General features: G+C 36.3%; 13 protein-coding genes and 3 pseudogenes. 6 read left to right on the top strand and 10 right to left on the bottom strand.

What is annotated here, in order from left to right; all coding sequences use genetic code 11:
* Positions 1 to 2: 2 nt before the first annotated feature.
* Positions 3 to 452, bottom strand: coding sequence for an SsrA-binding protein SmpB (gene smpB, locus ABWU23_RS03975; RefSeq protein ID WP_253309571.1), 450 nt, complete (start codon positions 450 to 452; stop codon positions 3 to 5).
* A 98-nt stretch (positions 453 to 550) separates the two neighbouring features.
* Between smpB and ABWU23_RS03980 the strand changes: the two genes are divergently transcribed.
* The gene (locus ABWU23_RS03980; RefSeq protein ID WP_253302098.1) at positions 551 to 1072 is read left to right on the top strand and encodes a Na+/H+ antiporter subunit E; all 522 of its coding nucleotides are present in this window, start codon (positions 551 to 553) and stop codon (positions 1070 to 1072) included.
* On the opposite strand, the gene ABWU23_RS03985 is transcribed toward ABWU23_RS03980, so the two are convergent.
* Both ABWU23_RS03985 and ABWU23_RS03990 read right to left on the bottom strand, forming a co-directional pair.
* The gene (locus ABWU23_RS03985) at positions 1065 to 1481 is read right to left on the bottom strand and encodes a hypothetical protein (RefSeq protein WP_253309572.1); all 417 of its coding nucleotides are present in this window, start codon (positions 1479 to 1481) and stop codon (positions 1065 to 1067) included. The two genes, ABWU23_RS03980 and ABWU23_RS03985, sit on opposite strands and share 8 nt — an antisense overlap.
* A gap of 397 nt (positions 1482 to 1878) precedes the next feature.
* Positions 1879 to 3672, bottom strand: a pseudogene (locus tag ABWU23_RS03990) (reverse transcriptase domain-containing protein).
* Between the two features lie 1389 nt (positions 3673 to 5061).
* On the opposite strand from ABWU23_RS03990, the gene ABWU23_RS03995 reads away from it, so the two are divergent.
* On the top strand, positions 5062 to 6258 hold the full coding sequence (locus ABWU23_RS03995) for a hypothetical protein (protein WP_353270834.1): 1197 nt from the start codon (positions 5062 to 5064) through the stop codon (positions 6256 to 6258).
* 252 nt (positions 6259 to 6510) lie between these two features.
* On the opposite strand, the pseudogene ABWU23_RS04000 reads toward ABWU23_RS03995, so the two are convergent.
* Together ABWU23_RS04000 and ABWU23_RS07270 are read right to left on the bottom strand one after the other, a co-directional pair.
* Positions 6511 to 6663: pseudogene (locus ABWU23_RS04000) on the bottom strand (transposase); the annotation flags it as partial.
* A 57-nt stretch (positions 6664 to 6720) separates the two neighbouring features.
* Positions 6721 to 6825 (bottom strand): annotated as a pseudogene (locus ABWU23_RS07270) (IS3 family transposase); the annotation flags it as partial.
* A gap of 515 nt (positions 6826 to 7340) precedes the next feature.
* Here ABWU23_RS07270 and ltrA point away from each other — a divergent pair.
* Positions 7341 to 8630: a group II intron reverse transcriptase/maturase gene (gene ltrA / locus ABWU23_RS04010; protein ID WP_353270565.1), complete on the top strand. Its 1290-nt coding sequence runs from the start codon at positions 7341 to 7343 to the stop codon at positions 8628 to 8630.
* Positions 8631 to 8830: 200 nt separating this feature from the next.
* On the opposite strand, the gene ABWU23_RS04015 is transcribed toward ltrA, so the two are convergent.
* From ABWU23_RS04015 to ABWU23_RS04035, 5 genes are all read right to left on the bottom strand, one after another.
* Positions 8831 to 9064, bottom strand: coding sequence for a DDE-type integrase/transposase/recombinase (locus tag ABWU23_RS04015; protein WP_253307195.1), 234 nt, complete (start codon positions 9062 to 9064; stop codon positions 8831 to 8833).
* A gap of 821 nt (positions 9065 to 9885) precedes the next feature.
* On the bottom strand, positions 9886 to 10251 hold the full coding sequence (locus ABWU23_RS04020) for a hypothetical protein (protein WP_096641498.1): 366 nt from the start codon (positions 10249 to 10251) through the stop codon (positions 9886 to 9888).
* A gap of 119 nt (positions 10252 to 10370) precedes the next feature.
* Positions 10371 to 12038 (bottom strand): aminopeptidase P family protein, encoded by a 1668-nt coding sequence (locus ABWU23_RS04025; RefSeq protein WP_253309136.1) that lies wholly within the window; start codon positions 12036 to 12038, stop codon positions 10371 to 10373.
* Positions 12039 to 12043: 5 nt separating this feature from the next.
* Complete coding sequence (gene mnmG, locus ABWU23_RS04030) at positions 12044 to 13978, bottom strand: tRNA uridine-5-carboxymethylaminomethyl(34) synthesis enzyme MnmG (RefSeq protein WP_353270836.1); 1935 nt, start codon at positions 13976 to 13978, stop codon at positions 12044 to 12046.
* A gap of 105 nt (positions 13979 to 14083) precedes the next feature.
* On the bottom strand, positions 14084 to 14548 hold the full coding sequence (locus ABWU23_RS04035) for a hypothetical protein (protein ID WP_253309134.1): 465 nt from the start codon (positions 14546 to 14548) through the stop codon (positions 14084 to 14086).
* Between the two features lie 150 nt (positions 14549 to 14698).
* On the opposite strand from ABWU23_RS04035, the gene ABWU23_RS04040 reads away from it, so the two are divergent.
* The 3 genes from ABWU23_RS04040 to ABWU23_RS04050 all read left to right on the top strand — a co-directional run bounded on the left by ABWU23_RS04040 (position 14699) and on the right by ABWU23_RS04050 (position 17678).
* Complete coding sequence (locus ABWU23_RS04040; RefSeq protein ID WP_253309133.1) at positions 14699 to 14917, top strand: hypothetical protein; 219 nt, start codon at positions 14699 to 14701, stop codon at positions 14915 to 14917.
* A 1091-nt stretch (positions 14918 to 16008) separates the two neighbouring features.
* A complete protein-coding gene (locus ABWU23_RS04045) occupies positions 16009 to 16362 on the top strand; it encodes a DUF4143 domain-containing protein (RefSeq protein WP_353271040.1) in 354 nt (117 codons plus the stop codon).
* Positions 16363 to 16589: 227 nt separating this feature from the next.
* Complete coding sequence (locus ABWU23_RS04050; protein ID WP_253309131.1) at positions 16590 to 17678, top strand: Fic family protein; 1089 nt, start codon at positions 16590 to 16592, stop codon at positions 17676 to 17678.
* Positions 17679 to 17685: the final 7 nt, after the last annotated feature.

Consider the following 17685-nt stretch of genomic DNA (forward strand, 5'->3'; position numbering starts at 1 on the left):
TGCTATAAATTATTCTTAGACAATCTACTTTTTTCACGATCCCACTCTCTCTGTTTTATGGTTGCTCTCTTATCGTAGAGTTTTTTTCCTTTTACAATGGCAATTTTAGTTTTTGCAAATCCTTTATCATTAAAATAGATCGAAAGCGGCACAACAGTTATCCCAGCGGTTTTGATTTGACCAATTAGTTTGTTTATCTCTTTTTTATGTAAAAGCAATTTACGTTCCCTTTTTGGTTTATGATTTTTTCGGTTTGCAGCTTTATATTCTGCAATATGCATATTGTGCAGCCATATTTCGCTATTCTTTTCGATAACGTAGGCGTCGGAAATATTTACTTTTCTTTCTCTTAGCGATTTAACTTCACTGCTTAATAAGACCATACCCGCTTCAAATTCTTCTAAGATGAAATATTCAAACCTTGCTTTCCTATTTTCTGCAATAACTTCCATATCTAAAGATATCTTTAAGCTTCAATATATTACAGAGTTTTTGACTTAATTCATAATATATCTTTCCTTAAAAAATCATTTAAGTTATACTGCAAACCATGAACCTTAGGCAAAAAATCAAGTTTTTTTCTCTATCATTTGTAATTTTATTTTCTCTATGGACTGTATTGTCTGGTTATTTTGAGCCATTTTTTATTTTTTGTGGAGTGTTTTCCTCTATATTCACATTATTTATCTTTAGAAGGTTGATAAACGCTGAAAGAGCTCTTAGCCAGATTTTAAATGGTACGAGTAGACTGTCGTTTTATAAGTTAGTAAGTTATATACCATGGTTAATGTACCAAATCATTTTATCAAGTGTTTATGTAACAAAAAAGGTGCTACGACTCAAATCTAAGCTTGAGCCAATCATTATCCTAAGAAAATGCAAAGGGCATAATGATGAAAGCATTGCGTTATTTGCCAATTCGGTTACAATCACTCCTGGAACTTTAACTATCAATGTTGAAAGTAAGCAGAAAACATATTTCTCTACCATGTATCTGATAGATAAAGATCTTGAAAGCGGCATTTCTGAAATAGAAAATAAAATCTTAAAAATACTACGTTCAGTTAAGTAATTGCTTTAAATAAGTTAACAGCATCCTTATATTCCCTTACAAGACTTTCAAGCATCTCTTTTGGAAGGCTATTGTTAACAATAGAACATAAATAATTATGTAAATCTTCTAACCTTAGTATGTTATTTCTCTTCTTGCTGTTGAATTTATACGGAAAAATACCTTCCATAACTTCAATAGTAGTAGCCTTGTTTAAAAATACATTTTCACTTGTCACGCTTATTCTTGCTAAAACAGTGTTAATTTCAGGTTCGTCATTTGTATAAAAATCTGATAGCTGAGTTATTCTAATAACGTATAAAGTTACTATTTTTGATAAGCAATTATCAGCATATTCACAATTTTTTATTACCTCCCACTGAGTAACCTGGGATTTACCTATTTTTGCATTGTTCGGTAATTTACTCATTCAACTTTCTCCATTTAATCCAGTAGATAGATTATACTAATACTTTGTTAAATAAATGATAACGCAATCATAAAAATATATATTCATAATGGCATGTTATGTAAAATAGTACGATATCCAGACATTAAAGTTGATTTAGGCTGGTTTATATTGGGCACCTCTTATTTCTGCATTACCTAAGCAAGCTAAGCTGTAAAATGACAGTTGGACATCAGCTCATAACAGGAGCACTCTGAAATATAGGGAGAGTAGACCAGCGGACCTTCCCCGCCAGCCTCTCACAGAACTGTGCATGAAGTAGAGTGGGCAGCCAGCGAGTTACTTGTTAAGTACTTTTCCAACAACCCCTCTCCGAACCACGCATGATCGTTTCCGTATCACGTGGCTCTCCAATAATCTAACGTTTTAAGGAGTCACCATCATATTTTCCATATTGGATTTTCTTATGGCATTCATGACAAACAACAAGAGTCTTCCTCTGTCGTTCAATCATTCTCTTTTTCCATTTCGGTAGCTCAGTATTACGTTTACCTAGCAAATCAGCAAGTTTACGTACGTGATGTACTTCAATCTGCTCTTGTGATTTACATAATTCACAAGTTTGTGCCAATAGTCTTTGCTCTATTTCACTACGCTTATTCCATATTGGTATAAGGTTATCACTTATACTTACCCATTTATTCCATTTTAGTGACACAGCACCAAAGTGTGTAATTAATGGTATCTTTGATGGTAAACGATCTACTCTGACTTGGATGACTTTTCGTTTTTCACCTTCGTCGTTTTCAATCATTGCACCAAATTTTCTATAAATTTTCCTGCAAGTTGTTTTGTATTTAGATGCTAAAGTCTTTACTAATGATACTTCCATCACATACTTCAAATAACTTAGTGTGTGAAGGTTGTAGGCCATTTTGTAATATTATACAATTCCTCGATATTCAGTTTGATACTGAGCAACAATACTGTAAGCTGTATCAAGTGTACGTTGAGGTAAATGTATAGGCTTTCCACAACGCATATATTCAGAACACTTTTTCTGCTTTATATGATGTGGTACACGTAACCCAATACTACCGTTAATACATCGTTGTGTCCGATGATCATGTTTATCATCTGCATGCAAGACGTGTATTTTATAACCTAAAAAATTGGCTTTGCTATCACACGCGTGTGTAATAAGCGTTTTATCTTCATTAAGCATAAGTTTGAGCTCCTCATTGAGGAATTTAGCAATCTCATTTTTAATTTGTTCAGCTTCATTTTTTGGTCCTGCAAACCCTACCAGAATATCATCAGCATACCTAACATACCAAAGACGTCGATAATTTAGATCACAAGAATCCTTAGATGGCATACCCTGCACTAATTGACGCAGTTGTTTTGCTTGATCCCAGTTCCCTTGTTTTCTCATCATCGATACTTGCATGGTTAACCTTAAATATTTTGGATTTGTCTTTCTTCGCTTACCTCGGTTATTTGCTGGTATTAGTATATGTTCCACATGTTTATCTAACCGATCGAGTAATATGTTACTCAAAATTGGACCAATAATAGAACCTTGTGGTACCCCACTATGACTCTTATTGTACTTCCAATTTTCCATATATCCTGCTTTTAGCAGTCGATTGATTAGCTGAATAAAACGGTTATCTTGGAAGCTTTCACTCAGTATTTTCAACAACATAGTATGATCAATTGAGTCATAACATGCACTGAGATCTCCCTCTATAAACCATTTTGTACCTCTGCCTTTTTGCATTACTGCTCTTAATGCAGTGTGGCATCCACGTTTTGGTCGAAATCCATGTGAACATTCACTAAATTTAGGCTCATAGTAGGCTTCCAATATTAATCGGATTACTTCTTGAAGTAACTTATTTGACCATGTTGGCAATCCTAACGGCCTGCGTTTACCACTCTTCTTTAAAATATAGATACGTTTTACTGGTGTCCACCGATATCGCTCATAGCGTAAATCCTCTATGATTTTATCGATTTTCTCCAAAGACATACCATCAACTGTTTCAGTTGTCACACCTTCTGTCATAGCACCTTTATTACGACAAAGTTTGCCATACGCTCGAAGGTAAAGATCACGCTGATAAAGTAGGCGATATACGTTTTTAACCGGCAAATTTCTTTGTCCACGTTCACGTATAATGTTAAGTATTGTTTCAGCTTTCCGCATCTTGCGTACCTCCCAATTTCAACATTCAATTATCTGTCACCCTTTGCCCTGTATGTGGCTTTCCCACGCTCCCCGGTGATTCGTTACTTTCACGACTACTACGATGACTCCGTAACCATAGAACTCGCGTTCCTTAGGTCATCCCATGTTCCGTCACTAAGAACTGTTCTAGATCAACTTAGGTTTTCCATTCATCCTCTTAAATAAGTTCACTACTTATCGTTCTACAGCCAGAATGTCACACAAACGAAAGTTTAATCTGTGCTTACCGTAGACATGGGGTTTTAAATGCGATACCCATGGATGTGAAGTCCCACCCCTGAAGATTAGAATTCAAGCAGTTTAGCTTTAACCATATTGATCAGGTGTTGCAAGCCGTTATCTTACACATCTTCAGATAACTCTCGCTTTACATACATGCTCTTGTCCTCCTTCCCTTTCGGGTTAAAGTTAGTTGTTCACCTCGAGGCCATTTATTCTGAACCCCGCTTAGCTCTGCTAAGTATTTCTTAATGCGTACCACGGCGCACACTCGCGTCTCACACAGCTCCCATTATTCGGCCCTTGCTACTAATTATAGCATAATCAAGGACTCTGTTTTAATCAATTGCTCATCCCATTTCTGGTTGACAAAACAATTAAAACTAAATCCCTTCGCTCCATTTCCATTACAGAGACTTCTTCACTACTACGCGCCCCTGTTTTTCGCATCGGTACTCTCACCCTTGGAGTTTAGCTCCTTGGATTTCTCCCTTATCATCGAAACGACAGGTTCCCGCAGTTCCACGCAATAGCCCAAAATAGATTCACGCCACCTCTATGCCGGACGCCACCTATCCGGTAAACAAGCTCCCGATAGATTTATCCCAGGTTAAGTTAGACCCCTGGTTTTGACGTCATTTAAAAGGTTTCGACACTTCATCAGTGGTTCACTTTCGTTCATCTCTCCATTCCTTACATGACATATAATTGTGCCTTTTCCATAACGCTCACTACCTTGCCAAAGCAGCTTATAGTTGTTTGAAGCCTGCTCTTGTAAACCGGCTCCGAGGGGCCCACCCTCATCTATTGCGTAGCTTTTGCACTTAGTTTGCTCTTACTTGAACATTCTTTGTGTCTCTACGGCACACCTAACCCAAGAAAGGTTTTCCTACGTCATACCGCCAAGGATAGATTCCGCTAACAAGTAGCGGGATGACGAATTTGTTGTTTTTCAAATTATCGGTAAACCTAAGCCACTTTAGCTATAGCAGCCGTCTATCTTAGATTGCTTCTTATTAAAAAAAACAAAGCCTTATTAATTAAATATTATAGTTAATAATTACACTCTTTTGACAAATAATTAAAATAGTGTTAAACTGCGTGCATAAAATAATTAGTGAGGTTGCAATGTTAAGCAGTATTATAAAAGTAAAATTAGAGAAAAACTGTTGTCCTTTTGAGAAATTAGAAAACTTCTTTGCTAAAGGGGTATTTCATATAGATGATAGAAAAAGGTTCAAAGAACCTTCAGTAAAGTTAGTTATCGAACATGGATACAATGAAACTTTAACTCTACCAAGAGAAGCAATACCTAATTCTTTCGCTTTGCAGCTTTTATCTTCACTTTATAGAGGAAATGCACTAGCTTTACCTATTATATTAAAATACCTTGTTCACAGGAATTTATCTAAAGATTTTGATGAGATCAGTAAAAAATTACAGGCCAAAATGGATCAAGATATACAAGAAGCGGAGCTACAAAACAATTCTAAAATTTCTAAAAAAATTGAGGTATGCAAACAAGACATTTTAAATGTTCTTAGTGACGGTAAATCAGTATTGAGTGATCAATTGAAGCAAAAATACTATTCTATACTAGAAAATGAGGTTAAAGAATTAAAGGCTGAGATTTCAAAAGAACCAGAAGACTATACTAACAACACTAACATTCATGAAATATATCAAAGCCTTAATAATAAAAAGAAAAACGGAGGATTATTAAAAGAAGTAGCATTAGGATGTTTAGGTATCACTGCTATAATATTAATGCTTACTTCTGTATTCTTCTTTCTCCCAATAATAATAGCCATTAACCCACCCACTCATATGAGTATGCATGAAGTAACGGTTTTTAGGTATATAGCAGTTTCACCTTTTATTGTTATGGCATTAACGCTTATAATAGCAGGTGTAGCTTACTTAGCAAGTTGTTATCTAGAGCATAGTTTTGCAAAAGAAATGCAAGACTTTATAGAAGGACCAAAATATGTAGATAAAGCAACTAATACTGAAGATGTGAAGAAATTAGAACAAGAAGAAACAGAAGTAGGCGATTATGGTAAAAAACCTTCGGCACCACCATACGATGGACCTAAGCAGCCAAGATTGTACCCAAATCTTTCAGAAGTACAACAACCACCATCATACGAAGAAGCTTGCTCTACCGTGCAACCGAAAGATTCACAACCAAGCAGTAATCTTGATTCTGCTGAGCCTGAGCAGCCAAAACTAGTTATGGATCTTTTAGAAAGTCTTCCAGAACAACTAAACACAAAATTGGGTCCTGTTCTACGTCCATCTAATACAGCAAGAGGTGTAATTTAGGGCTAGAGGTTATGATTGTAATAAAGATATAAAAAAACGGACAAGTCAAGTAAAGTTACAAATGTAATTTTGCTTGACTATCCATTTATCACCACCTAAAGCAGCTAAAAAAGCCATCCCATATGACATTTTACTTATATCTAATCAAGCATATTAATAAGTAAGTAAATTTTAATATAATCTTATTATACTTATAAATATGCTGTATATAGCTAACCTAAGTAAGGTTTCCCCGAGTGCTGAAAAACAAAATCAATAGCCGAATTGATATCGGGCCAAAAGCTTGGCAGCGCTTTTTTTTATGGCATGCTTGATGGCAAACCAGAACTTCTCAATTGGATTTAAATCAGGCGAGTATGGCGGCAAAAATAAAACTTTACATCCAACACTTTCTATTAATTTTCTCGTTCTTTCAGACTGACCTTACCCAGAAAAAGTGGAGAGAAAATTAAGACGTTTTTGTCATGAGAATGATGCATCAAATTGTGCAGGAATGCAATAATTAATAGTAGAATGCCTACGTTGTTTGTTATAAAAGATTTCTATGTATTCAAATATGGCAGTTCTGGTTTGGTGTGTCCAGAGAAGGTGAAGATGTTCAGTGGGAGTCAGACCCACCAGGATAAAAGTCGGAGTCCTGTAGCTAGGGTAGCAATGTGGAGGGAAACCAAAATGTTGAAGCCTACCGACAACGTTATCGTAGGATAATGGCGAATTACCAGGCCGCAGTGAAAACGAACACATGGGTGGCCCCGAAAAACTCTAAGTACTAAAGGCCGAGCCCACCAAACCAGGGCGAAAGCAATATAGGAGGCTGAAACACGAATGATACAGCATACCTACTTTAGCGGGGTGATAGTGGCAGCATGGTAATAAGGACATATAAAGCAACTGGAGAAACCCTCCTCATCCCAAGGAGAAAAACCTTGGAGTGGTAGGTTCTATAACTGGAAAACAGGAAATGAACCGAAGATGAAAGGGTGGCGGATGGGTGTGTAGTAGCGAAGAAATGGGGTAACGCCCATGGAGCAAAGGCACCCTACTAGTAGAGATCTTTTAACAAAAGGAAGGTAAAGGTAAAAATGACAAAAATGCCAATAAAATTACAAGACCTGAGAAGAAAGATATATATCAAAGCGAAAGCAGAACCGGAATGGCGATTCTGGGGAATATATGTACACGTCTGCAAGATGGAGACACTAGAAGAAGCATATAAGCTAACAAAGAAAAGCAATGGGGCACCAGGAATTGATGGGGTAACATTCAAATCGATAGAGGCAGAAGGCTTAGAAAAGTATCTTCAGCAAATAAGACATGAACTAATAACCAAAACCTATAGCCCAAATAGGAACCGGAGAAAGGAAATACCAAAAGTTGGGGGAAAACTCAGAACGTTGAACATACCCTGCATCCGGGATAGAATAGTGCAAAGTGCACTAAAGCTAATAATTGAACCGATATATGAATCTGACTTTCAGGACGGATCATATGGATATAGACCCAAGAGAAAAGCGCATGAAGCAGTAAGCAGAGTAGCGAAAGCAGCAATCAAAGGCAATACAAAATGTATTGATGTAGACCTGAAATCCTATTTTGATAACGTACGACATCATATTCTCATGGAGAAAATTGCCAAGAGAATAAATGATAAAGAAATCATGCACTTGATCAAGCTAATCCTTAAGGTAGGAGGAAAACGAGGAATAGCGCAAGGGTCGCCGATCTCACCGTTGTTGAGCAATATATACCTCAATGAGGTAGACAAAATGCTAGAGAGAGCAAAAGAGGTGACCAGGGAAGAAAAATATCAACGTATAGAATACGCCAGATGGGCAGACGATTTAGTGATACTGATAGATGGGTACCAGAGATGGGAATGGCTCGAGAAATTAGTGTACAAAAGGTTACAAGAAGAATTAGCAAAACTAGAAGTAAGTGTAAATGAAGAAAAGACAAAAATTGCCAATCTAAAGAGAGGAGAAACATTCAGCTTTCTAGGATTTGACTTTCGAAAGAAAATTACAAAACAAGGAAAGTGGAGAGTACAGATAACACCACAGATGAAAACACGAACAAGCCTACTTCAAAAGTTGAAGAAGGTATTCAGTAACTATAAATCGCAACCAATACGGAGAGTGATTCAGATCATCAATCCGATATTGAGAGGGTGGGTAAACTACTTTAGAATAGGAAACTCAAGTCGAAGCTTCAGCTACGTTAAACAGTGGGTAGAGAAGAAAACAAGACGCAATATGATGCAAGCCAGAAAAGCAAAAGGATTTGGTTGGAAAAGGTGGAGTAGCGAATGTATATATGAGACCCTTGGTCTATATTCGGACTATAGAATAAGATATTACGTTCCGAAAGCCTAACCAGCACAATATGTTATAAACTTTGGTAAGAATCTACTAGGAAAGCGTAGTGCGGGAAATCCGCATGCTGCGTTTGATGAGGCGGGAATTGGAAACGTAAACATGGGAATTTTGGATTGAGGCCCAACATGAAAATAATGGATCAGCCACCAAACCCTAAAGAGGCGCGCCAGTTCTCGACCCTACTTGAGCGAGAAGTATCAATAAGCAGCTCCCTTTTGAGTGAACTTTTCTGCAACAGAGTTATCGTAACAACATCCCTTATGGCTCATGCTGGAAATGATGTTTTTTGTATTCAATAGAAATTGGTAATTTTGAGAGGTATACTGTGACCCTTGATCGCTATGTAACAGCAGATTTTTATCGGGTTTGCGCTTATTAACGGCCATCAATAAAGAGTCAACAACCAATTGTTTATTTATTGAACTGCTCATTAACTACCATGCGTGAATATAGATCCTGCCAAATATAGTCATCCTTCTTTGGTTTTTATATAAGTAATCCCATATTTTATTTGGTTGATCGACAATAAAGTTTTGGTCTAATATATTGAGAGCTACGACTCTATTGTCCGTTTGTTGCTTCTTAGTTTTAAATTTTCTTCTCAATATAGCCCGAATACCATTTTTCTGCATAACACTTTGTACTGTTTTAATTTTTGCCTAAAGCTTTTAATTCAGTGTGAATTTTAGGGATCTGCATTTGGATGCTTTTTTTGAATATCTGCTAGAAGCCCATCTCTTGCTAATTCCTTACTGCTTTTTCCCTTAGCAACCCATTTATAATAACCACCAGCAGATATGTCTAAAACCCTACATAGTTCCTGTATTTTATAGCAATTTCTATATAAAAGAATACTTTACTCTTTTTGTTTGGTCAGGGCTTTTTTTTAAATGTCTCTTTCTCTTGTTACTCTTGCTAGTTCTTTTTTTAGATCAAATCTTTCTTTGTCATAAGGAGCCTTTGTCTGGAAATGCGTATGCTTCTGACATTTTTCCATCATATTTTCTTACCCATTTACTTAACATACTGCCATCTATGCCTAGATCTTTTGCTATTTTTTTACTTCTGTTTCTTTAACCAGCTTAACAGCTTCTAATTTGAATCCTGCTGCTTCTATTTGCCATATTTTGAAAAAACGTTTTATTTTACTCCAAAAACGTCTTAACTTTCTCTCTACTTTTTCTGGGTAAGGTCACTAGACACTTATGCAGCTGTGCATAGAATGACAGAAGAGACTTGCGTTAGATATTGTTTATTTACTTTCGATCTTTTCTATCAATTTTTTAACTAAGCCTCTTAGCTTTTTACTGGATTCATCAAGCTCTTGAATCTGCGAGCTATGTTCTTTCATTAGTTCCTTATAGTTACCTCTTATGTAGTCAATCATTTCCTTCATCTGAGCAATCATCTTGTTAACATCCATACTACCCAAATCAGGTACCATGCCAGGCATAGCCCCTTCTAACATACCGCCAGCCATAAGCTGCTGGGACATTTGCATAAATGGTTTTAAAGTCTGATTAAGCAATTCAGGATCCTTGGCTAATTTTTCTATTTGCTCTTTGCAAGTATCCATATACTGCTTCATAAATTCATCTTCTTGTCCTTTGTCTATCATAATATGTCTACCTTAAAATACGTATTCTTTATTATATATCGTTTTTAAATTAAAAACAATACAAAATACCTATCACAATTGCATTAATACTTTTTAAACAATAAAAAATGCTCCTTTGCTTACAAATGGTCACATACCTTCTTTAACCATTCCTTATCTTTTACGCTATTTTCTAAGTTTTCATAGACAAATTGATGATAGCTATTTATCCATTCAATTTCATCTTTAGTAAGCATTTGCACATCTATTAGCCTTCTATCATATGGAATGAAGGTCAGTTGTTTGAAATGTAAAAAGCTATTTTCTTGTCTGTCGACATACATCAGATTTTCAATTCTTATTCCATACTCTCCCGGAATGTAATAACCAGGTTCGTTGGAAAGTATCATTCCTGGCGTGAGTTTCACTTTATTGCCCTTTGATATTGCTTGTGGTCCTTCATGTACTGATAGGTAACTTCCTACTCCATGCCCTGTACCATGCATATACTCCATTCCAAATTTCCATAAATGCGTACGTGCCAATATATCCAATTCTCCACCAGTAGTGCCAGAAGGAAAGATGACACTTGCTACAGCAATGTGAGCTTTCAATACTATTGTATAGTGGGTTATTTGCTCACTAGTCGGATTACCAACCACTACAGTTCTTGTCACATCAGTTGTGCCATTAAGGTATTGGCCACCAGAGTCAATCAAATATAGTCCACTTTTCTGAATTACCTTATTCGTCTTACTGCTTGCACGATAGTGAATTATTGCACCATTTTCATTAAATGCGGAAATTGTTGGAAAACTTGGTTGCTTAAACAAATTCTGTTCTTTTCTGTATTCTAAAATCTTTTCTTCAGCTTCAAGTTCTGTACCAACATTACTTTCAAGCCAATGTAGAAAGTTTGTAACTGCCACTCCATCTCTGATATGCGCATTTATAGCCCCAGCTATTTCAGTTTGGTTTTTTACTGCTTTATAAATTAGACAAGGATCTTCTCTTTCAGCTACCTGTTTATCTTTTATTACAGCCATGATACTCATTGGAGTTGTGTTTGGATCTATAACTATTGAATTTAGCCTGTGCAGCGAATTTTCTAGCTCACTAATATCAAAAATATTTATATGATTGCCTAAATTTGCTTCTATAGTTGAATGTTCTTTATCTTGAATAAACAAATCAACATTACCGCTTTTATACAATATAGCACGGCCCAATATACATGGAGTATATTTGGCATTTTCATTTCTTAAATTTAATAGCCATGAAATTGAATTTGGATCAGTTAAAAGCACTGCTTCAGCTTCTTTATCTATGCTTTTAGCGACTTTTTCACATTTATTCTTGCTACTTTCACCAGCATATTTAATAGAATGTAAAACCACTGCTTGTTTTCGATAGTCACTTTTTTTTCCAGCTAAACAGGGTATTAATTTACAGATATTCTCATACTTTCTTATATCTTCTATGGTAAAATATTGCAAATAGTAACCTAGTGAGGTGGTCAATGTTAAGTTTGCTTTTACCCATTCGCGTGGATCCTCTTCTTGTATATTATATACTTGAAAATTGCCCCGATCGAGCTGATTGCGAGCTTGTGTGATATAGCGTCCATCCGTAAAAAATGGGCACTTGTTGTCTTTTGTAACGATAAGTAGCCCATTTGTTCCTGTAAAGCCACACAGCTTTGTTAGCTCCTCTGAATACTCATTTAAATATTCATCTTTAGTATGCAACATAAATGCGTCAACATTTGTTTCACACATAAAAGAACGAAATTCTTCGATTTTTGACATATACCTCACGCAAAACTAGCAGCTACTTTCGTTTTCTTATTCCTAAGGTACACTAATATGCTCACTATCGCTGCGGGAGTGATGCCTTGTATTTGCTTTGCAATGCCAATCGTCGCTGGTTTTATCGTCTCCAACTTTTCTATTACTTCACTTGACAGGCCTTTAACTTGTGAATAGTTAAAATCAATTGGAATTTGAGTGTTAATTTCCTCTCGTAAAAACTTCATATCTGCTTCTTGTCTTATTAGATAAGGTTTGTATTTTGCTTCAATTTCAATTGCTTCGCATATTTCATTCTTAGCTCTATTATCCGCTTTGGTGTGTCCCATTTTGTCATTCCAGCGCGTGACGCTGCTTAACTCCGGCCATATTTCTTGTAATTTATTCCAGTCGATGTTTGGATAGCTAAGTAAATCTAATGCCGTTTTTCTTATCCCATCATAAGATATTTTAATACCATAAGATCTAAGCTGCTCAGGAGTAATCGTCAGACTCCCTAACTTCTCTTCAAGCTGCTTAATGGATTCAAGTTTATTCTGTAAAACAGAGTATCTCTCATGCGACACAAGGGAAATATCATAACCTTTTTGTGTTAATCTTCTATCCGCATTGTCTGACCTGATAGCTAGCCTATATTCTGCACGTGAGGTAAATAATCTGTAAGGCTCGATCACCCCTTTGGTGACCAAATCATCTATCATTACACCGATATATGAATCTGTGCGGTGAAGAACAAAGCTTTCTTTTTTTTCAGATGCAGAGAGTGCTGCATTAATTCCGGCGATAATTCCTTGCCCTGCTGCTTCTTCATATCCAGTGGTGCCATTAATTTGGCCAGCAAAATATAGACCTTTAATTTTCTTAGTTTCAAGAGTATGGCTTAGTTCTCGTGGATCAATATAGTCATACTCAACTGCATATCCAGACCTCAATATTTCTGCGTTTTCAAGTCCTTTGATACTCTTTATCATTTCATTTTGCACTTCAACAGGCAATGAATTTGAAATTCCGTTTGGGTATACAGTATCATCATCCAGCCCTTCTGGTTCTAAAAATATTTGGTGACTACTTTTTTCTGCAAATTTATTAACTTTAACTTCAATGGATGGGCAGTATCTTGGTGCAACAATGTCATCCAAATACGAAGAAGCTGACCTATGAAGATTTTCTCTAATTATTTTATGCGTATTTTCATTAGTATGGGTAATAAAGCATGATACCTGAGGTTGGTTAATTTTTTCTGTGAGATAAGAAAACGGCACAGGTGGGTTATCACCCACTTGTTCTTGCAATATTGACCAGTTTATAGTATTACGATCAAGCCTTGGTGGAGTTCCGGTACGCAGTCTACCTAATCTAAAATCATACTTCTTCAACGTATTTGCAAGTTCTACTGCAGACTTATCTCCCATTCTTCCTGAAGGAGTTGTTTGCTCTCCTATATGAATCACACCCCGCAGAAAAGTCCCTGTAGTTAGAACGACTTTACTTGTTGATATACGTTCACCTGAGCTTATCATTACAGCTTTAATGCACGGTTCTCCATTGCCATTACTTTCTATAAGAAAATTGTCAACTGACTCTTCTTTTACCGTCAAATTGTTATAATTTAGAATAATTTCCTGTATTGCCTGCTTATATAATTTTCGGTCTGCCTGTGCACGTGGTCCCCATACTGCTGCACCTCTGCTGCTATTTAAAATGACTGAGTGTATGCTTGCTTGATCGATTGCTCTTCCCATTATTCCATCAAGAGCGTCAACTTCCCTGACTACAACACCCTTTGCAACTCCTCCAATTGCTGGATTGCAGGACATTTCTCCTATAGTTGAAATTTTATGAGTTATAAGCAGCGTGTTTGCACCAAGGCGAGCTGCCGCAGCAGCAGCTTCGCACCCTGCATGACCACCACCTACTACTACTACGTCATATTTATGCATGCTTTTTTGAGTAATTCTACTCTACTAATATTCCGATTATCAACGGTTAATGTCAAATCTTGTTATTCCAATGTTACACACTGGAATAACAGAAACCTTACTTGATTAGCTTAAACTTTCTTCCTTCCCTTTTGAAGAAAAGTGCTCAACTATAGGAGAGATAATATAATCGTTCACTTTGTCAGCTATAAGGAACCCTGCAATTGGCGCTATTACTGCTATTGCTCCTATTGTTGCACCTGCTAAAACTGCAGATCCGGCTCCAAGCATTATACCAGGAGAAATAGCAGTTGCAGCTGCAGCAAGACCAACTCCAATTGCAGCGCTTATGGGTGCTGCAATACTGAAAACTGTACAACCTCTTTTAGAATCTATTCCATCAGATTTGCACAGCAAACATCCTGCAAAAAAAAATATAGCCGCTGCTGGAATTATAGAACCAACAATTCCACCTATGGCTAAAGGTGAAAAAGCTGTGACACTTAATCCCAAACCTGTAAGTGCCCCTATTGCAGGGCCTACTAATGATGCTCCAATCACAAATATTAAATGCTCTTTGTCTTCATTCATAGTCATACCTAAAAACTATTACATACAGAAATTATAGAAGATATTCTATAAAAACAAAATGTATTTCTATACAGCCCTACTTCCTTTCTTTATTGAAAAATTTAGAAAAATGTTGTATAATTATTACAGTAGTAGATTTTGGTAAAACATATGGCAAACGCTAACATAGCTCTCAGTAAAGAAATTTTGCAGAATCTTACTAAGTTATCTGAACTTACTAAGCAGCCTGCTCAAGAATTAGCAGAGAAACTACTCGGAGAAGCAATTGAACTTGAAATGGATGACTTTTTATTATCTGTGGTTGCTGATCAATATGATATTGAAAGTGCAGAAACAGTTGATTACGAAGACGTTAAGTGGAGATGTTGATCATAAAGACGCCAAGTGGAAATAAAGCATTACAAAATTAAATTTTTAAAGAATGTTACTAAAAAAGATCTTCCAGCTTTACCGGTAACAATAGAATCAAGAGTAAATAAAGCAATACAGGAACGGCTTACGGTCGATCCAGTGAATCTTGGTGAGCCTTTACACTATAGCTTTAAAGGGTTTAGAAGACTAAGAGTTCCGTATTATATATCATGTAAACACTGTGAAATATGAAGTAACTATCGTTGCAATAGGACATAGAGACACCATTTACGAGAAGGCTTTGAAGATAATCAATAAATATATTTTTCAATAAATTTTACCCTCCTTTTTTATCAAGTTACATAAGTAAATTATACAGAAAATCATAAAGATTATATATATTATACAGCCCTCCTTCCTGATCCATTCTCTACCTTAGGTGGCTTTGCTCAGCTCAAAAATAACTCATTTTTTTGGCTACCCCCCCTATAAATTATATACTATATTATATTTTATATATAATATAGTATATAATTAGGGGAGAGGCGACGAAAACAAGATTTAGAGTTTGAGGAGCCTCCGGTTTAAGGTAGAGAATGGATCAGGAAGGAGGGCTCAGGGTCGATGGACGTTGAGTTGTTTATCGACTTAATTCCAATCAACTATGTTTTTGTAGAAAGTTCAGCGAGCAAATGTTCGTGTAAGTGTTGCCATCTTTAACCTTTTATAGTATTCTTGCATATTGAAACTATAAAATTCAATTTATGTATTTACGTTCTATAACCCCAGTTTTAGAAAGATTTTCTAACTGCTTTGGACATTACAGAGTCTGGTAAAACAACTATTACAAAACATGTACGTATCTTTAGAAGAATCTCGTTTTCATAGGGCATTTCTAGCTAAAGGGCGCAATTTTTGATCCTGAGATATCTTTAAGAACCTGCAAAGTGTACTAACAGGGTCTCAAAATTTTCCCTATATCTCTTTCAGGGCGCATAGGCATTTCAGTTTATCTGATGCCTACAAACATTTATTTTTAAGTCCTGGCCTTAACATGCATCCACTGGCTAGTTATCTACATTGAGCGAGACGTTCGACAACTTAAAAACATTGCAAACCTTAGGTCGAGTAGCTTATCTCTTACTCAAGATTGTGGCACTTCTCATACAACTATGCAGCAGTGGCTGAATATTTTGGAAGCTAGTTACCTAATATTTTTTCTTCAACCATTTCACCAAAGTTTCAACAAGCGTTTAATCAAGATGCCAAAGTTATACTTCTATGACTTGCTTGTTGGCCTTGAAAAGGAGTACTACCTTAAAGGAGCTCTGTTTGAAAATTTGATTGTTTTGGAGATTTTCAAGAAGCGCCTCAATCAGGGATTACCTGCCAATCTATACTTTTGGCGTGACCGAACGGGACACGAAATAGATTTATTAACAGAATGGGGTGGATGCTATTGAAATTAAGCACGCTTCAGAGTGATTTTTTTTAAAATGTACAGTATTTCTGTGAACTCTCTCAAACAGCTAAGGGGTTATACAGGTCAGCAGACACGCAAAAGTTAAACTTGTGCCAATAAATGAAATAGATCAACTATCCAGAAAGTAATCTACAGTATTTAGATTTGCAAATGTTGCATTATCTGCATTTTATCAGCATAATATAGAAGTAATGTAATGCAGATATTATGCCGATAAAATTTACACCAAATTATACAATTACCTCCAAAATCGCTAGCTGCCTTATAAGAATTGAGGCAGCAAAGGAAAAAGTGTTACATTTACCACTCACTGTATCAATGCTTTCATCTCTTCGTGAAACTGCAAGGCTCTATACGACACACTATTCTACTATGATTGAAGGAAATCGACTTGAGCCTAAACAGATTGAAGAGATTTTAAAGCATAAAGGTCACTTTCCGAGGTATAAGAGAGATGAAAATGAGGTTAAAGGATATTATGCAGCCTTAACTCGAATTGAACAATGGGCAGCAAGGAGAATACCCATTACTGAGAAAGCTGTTCAAACACTGCATGCTCTAGTAATAGCAAGTGGAAAATCTAAAATAAAACCAACACCTTATCGTGATGGTCAAAACGTTATTCGTGATAGCCGTACACGTGCAATAATTTATATGCCACCTGAAGCAAAGGATGTACCAAAGCTCATGAGCAGTATGATTGATTGGATTCGTGACAGTGAGCAAGTGCCTTGCCCAATTATTGCAGGTATTGCGCATTATCAATTTGTAACAATTCACCCTTACTATGACGGTAATGGTCGTACTGCAAGATTGTTGACTACATTAATTTTACACCTTGGTGGATATGACCTAAAAGGACTTTATTCATTGGAAGAATATTATGCCAAGAATCTAGGAGCGTATTATGAAGCAATCAGTATAGGTCCATCGCACAACTATTACATGGGAAGAGCTGAAGCAGATATTACCAAGTGGATAGATTATTTTGTGGAAGGTGTGGCAATTGCATTTGAGAATGTTTTACAGCGTATAAACGAGGAAGGGCACAGAACTGACCAGACTGATCTTATACGTAAACTTGATCCTAAACAGCGTAGGGCTCTTGAGCTCTTTGGGGAATTTTCCATGATTACAGCTAGTCAAGTAGGCAAATTATTTAATTTTAAGCCTCGCACCAGTGCTCAGCTTTGTAAAAAGTGGGTAGAAATGGGATTTATTGAGGTTGTAGACTTTTCCAACAGAGGAAGAAAATACAAGCTTAGCAAGCAATATGAGGATTTGATTTCAAACTAAAAACTGT

Origin of the sequence: Wolbachia endosymbiont (group A) of Hedychridium roseum, from assembly GCF_964028325.1 — a bacterium.
In the GTDB taxonomy this organism is placed as follows: Bacteria; Pseudomonadota; Alphaproteobacteria; order Rickettsiales; family Anaplasmataceae; genus Wolbachia.

What these genes read in the sequence shown, in the direction of transcription:
- smpB (WP_253309571.1), bottom strand. Translation starts at nt 452, where the DNA reads ATGGAAGTTATTGCAGAAAATAGGAAAGCAAGGTTTGAATATTTCATC.
- ABWU23_RS03980 (WP_253302098.1), top strand. Translation starts at nt 551, where the DNA reads ATGAACCTTAGGCAAAAAATCAAGTTTTTTTCTCTATCATTTGTAATT.
- ABWU23_RS03985 (WP_253309572.1), bottom strand. Translation starts at nt 1,481, where the DNA reads ATGAGTAAATTACCGAACAATGCAAAAATAGGTAAATCCCAGGTTACT.
- ABWU23_RS03995 (WP_353270834.1), top strand. Translation starts at nt 5,062, where the DNA reads ATGTTAAGCAGTATTATAAAAGTAAAATTAGAGAAAAACTGTTGTCCT.
- ltrA (WP_353270565.1), top strand. Translation starts at nt 7,341, where the DNA reads ATGACAAAAATGCCAATAAAATTACAAGACCTGAGAAGAAAGATATAT.
- ABWU23_RS04015 (WP_253307195.1), bottom strand. Translation starts at nt 9,064, where the DNA reads ATGAGCAGTTCAATAAATAAACAATTGGTTGTTGACTCTTTATTGATG.
- ABWU23_RS04020 (WP_096641498.1), bottom strand. Translation starts at nt 10,251, where the DNA reads ATGATAGACAAAGGACAAGAAGATGAATTTATGAAGCAGTATATGGAT.
- ABWU23_RS04025 (WP_253309136.1), bottom strand. Translation starts at nt 12,038, where the DNA reads ATGTCAAAAATCGAAGAATTTCGTTCTTTTATGTGTGAAACAAATGTT.
- mnmG (WP_353270836.1), bottom strand. Translation starts at nt 13,978, where the DNA reads ATGCATAAATATGACGTAGTAGTAGTAGGTGGTGGTCATGCAGGGTGC.
- ABWU23_RS04035 (WP_253309134.1), bottom strand. Translation starts at nt 14,548, where the DNA reads ATGAATGAAGACAAAGAGCATTTAATATTTGTGATTGGAGCATCATTA.
- ABWU23_RS04040 (WP_253309133.1), top strand. Translation starts at nt 14,699, where the DNA reads ATGGCAAACGCTAACATAGCTCTCAGTAAAGAAATTTTGCAGAATCTT.
- ABWU23_RS04050 (WP_253309131.1), top strand. Translation starts at nt 16,590, where the DNA reads ATGCCGATAAAATTTACACCAAATTATACAATTACCTCCAAAATCGCT.